Origin of the sequence: Longimicrobium sp. (assembly GCF_036280135.1) — a bacterium.
Lineage (GTDB): Bacteria > Gemmatimonadota > Gemmatimonadetes > Longimicrobiales > Longimicrobiaceae > Longimicrobium.
In genome coordinates, this window is sequence record NZ_DASURI010000618.1 from 1 (window position 1) to 8,137 (window position 8,137).

Here is an 8,137-nt window from a genome sequence, read left to right on the forward strand (position 1 = left end):
TCAACCTCCCCCAGGGGTTTTGGGGGAGGTGGGCGAGCTCCGCGAGCCCGGAGGGGGCGCTCGCGCGGAGGCTGCCACAAGCTCCCGGGCCTGCACTTTCTATTCAGGGAGCGCCCGCGCGCAACCTGAACGCGCATCAGCCTTTGGGCGCGATCGAAGGATCTTGTGTGCGAGACTCGGAGGCTGAATCCGTGCACGAGAGTCGCCGCAGAGCTTCGCGGGCAAGATCCTTCGTCGCCGCCATCGACCACGCGCGGGCAGGCATCGCGCGGCGGCTCCTCAGGATGACGCTGCTGGTGGAGGAGGCGTTCGGACGATTCCTCTCCTCCAGGCGAAAAGAGTAGCATCGCGCGGCGGCTCCTCAGGATGACGCGTCTGGCGGAGGAGGCGTTCGGACTACTCGTCCACGCGAAGGAGCGTCAGGATGACGATTTTCTGCCGGCACACTCCGGGGAATCGGCCGACGGGGCTGATCGGGAATCGGCCGGCGCTGCTCCAGGGCAGCAACCGACAGTGCGCCTGGATGCGGCCGGCGACACTCCCGCGTCATCGGCTACGCAGCAAAACGGAATCGGCCCCCGCCGCCTCGAAGGGCAGCGGGGGCCGAATCGCATCCGTCCGGCGAACCGGGACCGCTCAGGCGGCCTCGGCCCGCTCGCTCAGGACCGTCACCTGGTTGTCGGCGACCTGCAGAAAGCCGCCCGACACCGTGTAGCGCAGCTCCTGCCCGCCGTGGGTGATGCGCAGGGCGCCCTCGCCCAGCAGCGCCATGAGGGGCGCGTGGCCCCGCATGATGCCCAGGGAGCCGTTGTACGCCGGGGCGATGACGCTGTCGGCCGCGCCCTCGTACACCGTGCGCTCGGGCGAGAGCACCACCACGTGCAGGGCGCCGGCGCCCGTGCCCGCCGCCGGGGCCGCCATCAGCCGCCCGCCTCGAGCTTGCGGGCCTTCTCCAGCGCGCCCTCGATGCCGCCCACCATGTAGAACGCCTGCTCCGGCAGGTGGTCGAACTCGCCGTTCACCACGCGCTCAAAGCTCTCGATGGTGTCGGCCAGCTTGACGTACTCACCCGGCGTGCCCGTGAACTGCTCGGCCACGTGGAACGGCTGCGAGAGGAAGCGCTGGATGCGGCGGGCGCGGCCCACCGTGACCTTGTCCTCTTCCGACAGCTCGTCCATGCCCAGGATGGCGATGATCTCCTGCAGCTCCTTGTAGCGCTGCAGGATGCGCTGCACGGCCGTGGCCACGTTGTAGTGGCGCTCGCCGATGAACTGCGGGTCCACGATGCGCGACGTGGAGTCCAGCGGGTCCACGGCGGGGTAGATGCCGATCTCCGTGAGCGCGCGGCTGAGCACCGTGGTGGCGTCCAGGTGCGCGAACGCCGTGGCCGGCGCCGGGTCCGTGAGGTCGTCCGCGGGCACGTAGATGGCCTGCACCGACGTGATGGAGCCGTCGCGCGTGGAGGTGATGCGCTCCTGCAGGCCGCCCATCTCCGTGGCCAGCGTGGGCTGGTAGCCCACGGCGCTGGGCATGCGGCCCAGCAGCGCCGACACCTCGGAACCGGCCTGCGTGAAGCGGAAGATGTTGTCCACGAAGAACAGCACGTCCTGCTTCTCGACGTCGCGGAAGTACTCCGCCACCGTCAGACCGGCCAGGGCCACGCGCAGGCGGGCGCCGGGCGGCTCGTTCATCTGTCCGTACACCAGGGCCACGGACGAGTCGGCCAGGTTGTCGTCCTTGATGAGGCTGGCCTCGCGGAACTCCAGCCACAGGTCGGTGCCCTCGCGGGTGCGCTCGCCCACGCCGGCGAACACCGAGCGGCCGCCGTGCCCCATGGCGATGTTGTGGATGAGCTCCTGGATGACCACCGTCTTGCCCACGCCGGCGCCGCCGAAGAGGCCGATCTTGCCGCCCTTCACGTACGGGGTGAGCAGGTCCACGACCTTGATGCCCGTCTCCAGCACCTCGGTGGTGGCTTCGAGGTTCACGAACTGGGGCGCGTCGCGGTGAATGGGCCAGCGCTCGGCCGTCGCGGGGATCACGCCGCGCTCGTCCACGGGGTCGCCCAGCACGTTGATGATGCGGCCCAGGGCGGCCGCGCCCACCGGCACGGAGATGAAGCTGCCCGTGTCGACGATCTCCATGCCGCGCACCACGCCGTCGGTGGCCTCCATGGACACCGCGCGCACCTGGTTGCGGCCGATGTGCTGCTGCACCTCGAGCGTCACCTTGAGCGCGGGACGGCCCTCGGCGGCCGGCTGGTCGATGACCAGGGCGTTGTAGATCTCGGGAAGGTGGCCCTCGAACTCGGCGTCGATGACGGGTCCGATGACCTGCACCACGCGGCCCACCTTGGGCGTGCCCGCGGGCACGGTGGCCCGCTCAGGGGCAATGGCTGCCATGTATCGTTCTCCTTGTCGTGGGTCGCGTGTTTATTCCAGCGCCGCCGCACCGCCGACGATCTCGGCGATCTCCTGCGTGATGGCCGCCTGGCGGATGCGGTTGTACGTGCGGGTCAGGTCCTCCAGCAGGTCGCCCGCGTTGTCCGTGGCGTTCTTCATGGCCGTGCGCCGCGCGCCGTGCTCCGCCGCGCTCGTCTCCACCAGCGCGCGGTACACGCTGTTGCGCACGTACAGGGGCAGGATGCGCCCCAGGATCTCGTCGGCGCCCGGCTCCAGGATGTAGTCCGCCTCGCTCGTCTCGGCGCCCTCGGGGGGGACGACGGGGAGCAGGTTCATCACCGTGGGCGGCGTGCTGAGGGCCGAGTTGAACTTGGCGTACACCACGTACACCGCGTCCAGCTCGCCCGCCACGAAGCGCTCCGTGAGCCCGTCGATGAGCCGCTCGGCGTCGGGCGCGCCCGGCTTGTCGCCGATGTCGCTCACGGCCGTCTGCAGCGTCTCGCCCGCGAAGCGAAAGAACTGGATGCCCTTTTTGCCCGACGCGTGCAGCTCCGCCTGGGCGCCCTCGGCGCGCAGGCGGGCCAGCAGGCCGCGCGCCTCGCGGATGAGGTTGGCGTTGAAGGCGCCGGCCAGCCCGCGGTTGCTGGTGATGAGCAGCACGGCCGCCTTGCGGACGGTGCCGGGCTGGCGCAGCAGCGGGTAGCGGGCCGCCAGCTCCGGCGTGAGCAGCCGGCTGATGACGGCGGCGAGCCGCTCGGCGTAGGGACGCGCGGCCTCCACGCGGTCCTGCGCGCGCTTGAGCTTGGACGTGGAGACCATCTCCATCGTCCGCGTGATCTTGCGCGTGTTCTGGACCGAGCGGATGCGGCCCTTTAGCTCTCTGGCTTTTGCCATGATTCAGCTTCGCGAAAAGTACCTAGTGCCTAGTGCCTAGTGCCAAGTGAGCGGGCCGAAGCCCCTGGCACTTGGCACTGGGCACTTGGTACTGCCGTTAGTAGCTCTGCCGGGCCGACTGCGCGTTGGCCTCGGGCTTGGACGCCATGCGCAGCTGGTCCTCCGACATCCGCCGGTCGGCGTCCGTCTCGTGGAGGATGGGGTTGGCATGGTAGTCCTCCGTGCCCACGGGCGAGTGCGGGTCGGCGAACAGCTCGGCGTAGCGCTCGATGGCCGCCTTGAGCGCCTTTTCCGTGTCGGGCCCCAGCTGCTTGGTGGTGCGGATGGCGTCCAGCACCTGCGGGTGCTGCGTGCGCAGGTACACGTGAAAGTCGCGCTCCCACGCCTTGACCTGCGGCAGGTCCACCGCGTCCAGGTAGCCGTTGGTCAGGGCGTAGATGATCGCCACCTGGTGCTCCACGGGCGCCGGCGCGTACTGGCCCTGCTTGAGCACCTCGACCGAGCGGGCGCCGCGCGCCAGCTGGCGCTGCGTCACCGCGTCCAGCTCCGAGCCGAACGCCGCGAAGGCCTCCAGCTCGCGGTACTGCGCCAGCTCGCCCTTGAGCTTGCCGGCCACCTGCTTCATGGCCTTGATCTGCGCGCTGCCGCCCACGCGGCTCACGCTGATGCCCACGTTCACGGCCGGGCGCACGCCGGAGTAGAACAGGTTCGACTCCAGGAAGATCTGCCCGTCCGTGATGGAGATCACGTTCGTGGGGATGTACGCCGACACGTCGCCGGCCTGCGTCTCGATGATCGGCAGCGCGGTGAGGGATCCGCCTCCTTCGGCGTCGCTCAGCTTGGCCGCGCGCTCCAGCAGGCGGCTGTGCAGGTAGAACACGTCGCCCGGGTACGCCTCGCGGCCCGGGGGACGGCGCAGCACCAGCGACATCTGCCGGTACGCCACGGCCTGCTTGGACAGGTCGTCGTACACGCACAGCGTGGGCGCGCCCTTGCCCTCTTCGTTCTTGGTGTACATGAAGTACTCGGCCAGCGCGGTGCCCGCGTACGGCGCGATGTACTGCATGGGGGCCGGGTCCGACGCCGTGGCCGCGACGACGATGGAGTAGTCCATCGCGCCGGCGTCCGTCAGCCGCTGCACCACGCCCGCCACCGTCGACGCCTTCTGGCCGATGGCGACGTACACGCAGATGACGCCCTGGCCCTTCTGGTTGATGATGGTGTCGATGGCGATGGCCGTCTTGCCCGTGCCGCGGTCGCCGATGATGAGCTCGCGCTGGCCGCGGCCGATGGGGATCAGGGCGTCGATGGCCTTGAGGCCCGTCTGCATGGGCTCGCCCACGGGCTTACGGAGCACGATGCCCGGCGCCACGATGTCCACCTGGCGGCGCGCCACGCTGGCGATGGGGCCCTTGCCGTCGATGGGCTCGCCCAGCGGGTTCACCACGCGGCCCAGGTAGCCGGGGCCCACGGGGATGTCGAGCACGCGGCCCGTGCGGCGCACCTGGTCGCCCTCGTGCAGGGCCGTCCAGTCGCCCAGCACCACGGCGCCGATGTTGTCCTCTTCCAGGTTCAGCGCCAGGCCCGTGACGGTCTCGCCCGTCTCGCCGGCGACGAACTCGAGCATCTCGCTGGCCATGGTGCCCGTGAGGCCGTAGACGCGCGCGATGCCGTCCTTTACCTCGAGCACCGAGCCCACCTGCTCGGCCTGCAGGGCGTCCTCGTACCGCTCGATCTCGCCGAGCAGCACGTTCTTGATCTCGCTTGCGCGAAGCTGCGAATCGACCGTCGCCATCTCGTTTATCCTCTGCTCAAGGTCCAGCGTGCCGCTGGAGTGACCGAGTACCTAGTGCCAAGTACCAAGTTGCCCGCGCGGGGCAGCTGGACCATCGTAAACCATTCACGTCGCATCCGGCGGCGGCGCGCTCCAGCGGGGAGCGCCGCGTCGCCGTCCGGTTCCGTCAGACGGCCGCGGGCTGCGCCGGGGCCGCGGGCGGAAGGCTGGCGCCCAGCATTCGCCGGCGCAGCTGCGCGGCGCGGGAGCGCACGGAGCCGTCCAGGATCTGGTCGCCCACGCGCACCACCATGCCGCCCAGCAGGTCGGGGTCCACCGTGAAGGTGGGGATCACCGTCTTGCCCAGGCGGTCGGCCAGCGCGTTGCCGATCTCGGCCTGCAGCGCCGCGTCGGGCGCGTGGCTGATGGTGACGTGCACCCGCACGCGGCCCATGCGGGCGTCCACCAGGTCGCGGTACGCCGCGGCGATCTCCGGCAGCAGCGCCTGGCGCCGCTTGTCGGTAAGCACCATCACGAACCGCACGAACATGTCGGGCGCGCGGCCGGCCAGCGCCCGCTGCAGCACGGCCTTCTTGTCGTCGGCCGTCACGCGCGGCGTCTCCAGGAACTGCCGCAGGCGCGCGTCGCCCCGCAGCAGCTCCGCCAGCTCGTCGGCCGCCTGGCCAAACTGCTCCAGCCCGTCCGCGCCGCCGTGGCGCTCGGCCAGGGCCAGCAGCGTCTCGGCGTAGTTGCGGGCGATGATCTCGGCGCGCACGGGTCAGGCCCTCGCGGCGGGCGTGCCCATCTGGCCCAGGAACTCGCGCACAAGGCGGCGGTTGTCCTCGGTGTCCAGCGAGCGGCGCACGAGCTTTTCGGCGGCGGCCATGGCGATGGTCGCGGCCTCGCGGCGCACGCTGTCCAGGGCGGCCTCGCGGGCGGCGGCGATCTCGCGCTCGGCGCGCTCCATGCGCTCGGCGCGCTCGCGGGCCGACGCGGCCTCCATCTCGGCGCGCATGCGCTCGGCCTGCGTGCGGGCCTCGGCGATGGCTTCCTGCGTGCGGGCGCGGGTCTCCTCCACCAGGCGCCGGTTCTCCTCGGCCAGGGTGGCGGCCTCGGCGCGGTCGCGCTCGGCGCCTTCCAGCAGCTCGCGGATGTGCGTCTCGCGCCGCTCCACCGCGCCCAGGATGTTGGGCCAGGCCGTGCGCGACAGGACGAACAGGACGATCCCGAAGATCAGGAGGGTCCAGATGATCAGCGCGACGTTGATGTCCAGCGGCCCGCCCCCGCCCCCGTGCTCTTCCTGGGCAATCAGGGGCGTGGCGCTCACCAGCAGCAGGGCGGGCGCGAGGGCCCACGGCTTCCGAGTCATGTTGTGCGAGCTCGTCTGTCGTTCTTCAGACCATCAGAAAGAAGGCCGGGAGGCGGGCCGTTGAGCCCGCCTCCCCGCCGCGAAACCGGACCTCAGCCCGCGTTGCCCACCGTGGTGTTGATGAGCAGGCAGACGATCAGCGCGAAGAAGGTGGCGCCCTCGATGAGCGCCGCCAGGATGATGCCGGCCGTCTGGATGTTGCCGGCGATCTCCGGCTGGCGGGCCATGCCCTCGGTGGCACCGCGGCCGATCAGGCCGATGCCCAGGCCGGCGCCGATGATGGCGAGGCCGGCACCCAGGCCGGCGCCCATGAGACCGTTGGCGAGCGAGGCGACTTCGGCAGCCTGCAGCATGTGTCGTTCTCCGTGTAAACAGGATTCGTCGTTGTCGGGCCGATGCTCGGCGGCCGTGGCCGCGGCGCTGAAGCGGCGGACCGGGGTCCGCCACGCGCCTCCCCGGGGCGCCCTGGTCCCGGGTACGGTGCGCCGGGGGTCGAGCGGGTCCCCGGCGGCGCGGCTGGTTTTTTCGGGCTGCCGCGCGTGGCCCGTATCCCTCGAGGAACCGCGGGGGACAGGTGACAGGGGACAGCTACCAAAGGCCGCGCCCGCCGTCTTCTGTCCTGCCGTTGCCCGCTATTCCCTATTCCCTATTCCCTATTCCCTGCAGTCCCAGGCCGTACCCTGCCCCCTGCAACCCGCGGTGCGAATCAGTGCGCGTGCCGGATCATCCCGATGAACACGCTGCTCAGCACCACGAACACGAACGCCTGCAGGAACGCCACGAACAGCTCCAGGAACGTGAGCGCCAGGGCCATCACCCAGGGACCCGCCATCAGCGCGCCGCCAAACATCAGGCCCACGCTGAACAGCGACAGCAGCACGATGTGGCCCGCCATCATGTTGGCCATGAGACGCACGGCCAGGGCGAACGGCTTGGCCAGCTTGCCCAGCAGCTCCACCGGGGTCATGATCAGCGCCATCACCGGCACGAGCACCTTGGGCAGCCCGTGCGGGATGTAGACGATGGTCTTGAGGTAGCCCAGGGGGCCCAGCGCCCGCATGCCCGAGACCTCCACCACCACGAAGGTGATGAGGGCCAGCGCGGTGGTCACGGCGAAGTTGCCCGTGGCCGTGGCGCCCCAGGGCAGCAGCCCCAGCAGGTTGCAGAACAGGATGAAGAAGAAGAGCGTGATCAGGAACCCGGCGTACTTCTCGCCGCCGTGCCCGATGTTGGGCATCACCACTTCTTCGCGGATGTACAGCGCCGCCGCCTCGATGGCGTTGTGGCGCTTCTTGCCCGGGCCCCTGCCCGCCTCGCGGCGCTTGGCCGCCAGGCCGGCCGGGATGAAGATGGCCAGCATGAGCAGACCGGCCAGCGCCATGAACACCACGTGGCGCGTGGGCGTCATGTTCAGCCCGCCGATGACCAGCATCTCCGGGTTCCAGTGGACCGAGCCCAGGGGCTGGAACTCCAGCGAGTAGCCGTCCTGCACGTGGTGCATGGCGTCGAATTCGGCCTCGCCGCCCGCGGTCTCGCCGTGCTCGCCCTCGGCGGCCGCGTGGCCCTGGGGCTCGCCGGTGGTCGCCTCGTGGACGGCCTCGGCGGCCTGCGGCGGGGTGGCGGACGGCACGTCCGGGCCCTCGATGGTGCCGTGGCCGGCCTGCGCCGCCGCGGGGGCGGCGGCAATCAGCAGCGCCA

General features: G+C 70.7%; 8 protein-coding genes. All 8 read right to left on the reverse strand.

All coding sequences use genetic code 11. The features are described from left to right. Positions 1 to 636: 636 nt before the first annotated feature. Positions 637 to 921 carry a F0F1 ATP synthase subunit epsilon gene (locus VFZ20_RS20040; RefSeq protein WP_329685713.1) on the reverse strand — a complete coding sequence of 95 codons (285 nt, stop codon included), beginning with the start codon at positions 919 to 921 and terminating at the stop codon, positions 637 to 639. Next, positions 921 to 2,402 (reverse strand): F0F1 ATP synthase subunit beta, encoded by a 1,482-nt coding sequence (gene atpD / locus VFZ20_RS20045; RefSeq protein WP_329685714.1) that lies wholly within the window; start codon positions 2,400 to 2,402, stop codon positions 921 to 923. The genes VFZ20_RS20040 and atpD overlap by 1 nt, the downstream gene beginning before the upstream one ends. Positions 2,403 to 2,432: 30 nt before the next feature. Further along, positions 2,433 to 3,296: an ATP synthase F1 subunit gamma gene (atpG, locus tag VFZ20_RS20050; protein WP_329685715.1), complete on the reverse strand. Its 864-nt coding sequence runs from the start codon at positions 3,294 to 3,296 to the stop codon at positions 2,433 to 2,435. Between the two features lie 97 nt (positions 3,297 to 3,393). Beyond that, entirely contained in the window at positions 3,394 to 5,091 is a 1,698-nt protein-coding gene (gene atpA / locus VFZ20_RS20055) for a F0F1 ATP synthase subunit alpha (protein WP_329685716.1), read from the reverse strand. Between the two features lie 166 nt (positions 5,092 to 5,257). Beyond that, positions 5,258 to 5,845 carry an ATP synthase F1 subunit delta gene (gene atpH, locus VFZ20_RS20060; RefSeq protein WP_329685717.1) on the reverse strand — a complete coding sequence of 196 codons (588 nt, stop codon included), beginning with the start codon at positions 5,843 to 5,845 and terminating at the stop codon, positions 5,258 to 5,260. Positions 5,846 to 5,848: 3 nt separating this feature from the next. Then, on the reverse strand, positions 5,849 to 6,439 hold the full coding sequence (gene atpF / locus VFZ20_RS20065) for a F0F1 ATP synthase subunit B (protein WP_329685718.1): 591 nt from the start codon (positions 6,437 to 6,439) through the stop codon (positions 5,849 to 5,851). A 92-nt stretch (positions 6,440 to 6,531) separates the two neighbouring features. Continuing rightward, complete coding sequence (locus tag VFZ20_RS20070; RefSeq protein ID WP_329685719.1) at positions 6,532 to 6,792, reverse strand: ATP synthase F0 subunit C; 261 nt, start codon at positions 6,790 to 6,792, stop codon at positions 6,532 to 6,534. Between the two features lie 353 nt (positions 6,793 to 7,145). Then, positions 7,146 to 8,137: F0F1 ATP synthase subunit A (gene atpB / locus VFZ20_RS20075; RefSeq protein WP_329685720.1), on the reverse strand; the 992-nt coding region annotated here is incomplete at its 5' end.

Bases quoted from the DNA above. Each gene is read 5' to 3' on its own strand.
- VFZ20_RS20040 (WP_329685713.1), bottom strand. From the start codon at position 921: ATGGCGGCCCCGGCGGCGGGCACGGGCGCCGGCGCCCTGCACGTGGTG.
- atpD (WP_329685714.1), bottom strand. From the start codon at position 2,402: ATGGCAGCCATTGCCCCTGAGCGGGCCACCGTGCCCGCGGGCACGCCC.
- atpG (WP_329685715.1), bottom strand. From the start codon at position 3,296: ATGGCAAAAGCCAGAGAGCTAAAGGGCCGCATCCGCTCGGTCCAGAAC.
- atpA (WP_329685716.1), bottom strand. From the start codon at position 5,091: ATGGCGACGGTCGATTCGCAGCTTCGCGCAAGCGAGATCAAGAACGTG.
- atpF (WP_329685718.1), bottom strand. From the start codon at position 6,439: ATGACTCGGAAGCCGTGGGCCCTCGCGCCCGCCCTGCTGCTGGTGAGC.
- VFZ20_RS20070 (WP_329685719.1), bottom strand. From the start codon at position 6,792: ATGCTGCAGGCTGCCGAAGTCGCCTCGCTCGCCAACGGTCTCATGGGC.